The organism is Streptomyces botrytidirepellens (assembly GCF_003721215.1).
Taxonomy (GTDB): domain Bacteria; phylum Actinomycetota; class Actinomycetes; order Streptomycetales; family Streptomycetaceae; genus Streptomyces; species Streptomyces himastatinicus.
Genome location: NZ_RIBZ01000109.1, coordinates 1 through 822, shown reverse-complemented (window position 1 = coordinate 822; position 822 = coordinate 1). Strand labels below are relative to the sequence as shown.

Genomic DNA, 822 nt, shown 5'->3' with positions numbered 1-822 from the left:
CCGCGCTTCGACCGGCGCGGCTTCCCGCTCGACCCCCAGGACCGCGCCGCCCGCCGCAGCAGGCTGCGCAGCCGCGCCCTGACCACGACCGTGGTCGCCACGGTCGTGGCCGCCCCGGTGCTCGCCCTGTGGGCCGCGTACCGGGGTGCGCCGCTCGCCGGTGACGAGCACGACACGGACTCGGTGGCCGCCGCCGCGGACGGCGCGGGTGAGGCTCCGGCCGGTGAGCAGGATCGGTCCGCCGGGCGCGCGTACGAGCAGGCGGGCGGCGCGCAGGACCGTTCCGGCGCGCCCCGGCTGCGGAGCCGGGCCGGTGCGTCGGGGGCGGAGGTGACGGTCGAGGTCATCGGCGTGGACGGCAAACCGGAGCGGCACGGCAAGGGCGGCGGCCGCTCCCNAGGTCATCGGCGTGGACGGCAAACCGGAGCGGCACGGCAAGGGCGGCGGCCGCTCCCGCGGCGACACCCGCCCCGACGGCGGCGGCCGCCACGGCGGTGGATCCGCCCCGTCCCGCCCGGCCCCCGGGCCGGGGCGGCTCACCGTGGAGGCCCAGCCGAGCGGCGACGTGACGGTCATCACCCTGGCCGCCTCCGGCGGCGCCCCGGTGCGCTGGTCGGCCTCGGCGTCGGGCGGCGCGTCCTGGCTCCGGCTGCACCACACCGCCGGTGAGCTGCGGCCCGGCGAGACGACGACGATCACGGTGTCGGTCGACCACGACCGCGAGCCACCGGGCCGCTGGCGGGCGCGGGTGACGGTGGCGCCGTCGGGCGCCGTTGTGGTGATCGAGGGCCGAGGCACACCCACCCCAACCCCCACCCCCAC

The 822-nt window shown here is 79.8% G+C and carries 1 pseudogene; it reads left to right on the top strand.

Annotation, left to right across the window (positions count from 1 at the left end):
- Positions 1-822, top strand: a pseudogene (locus EEJ42_RS52615) (BACON domain-containing protein); the annotation flags it as partial.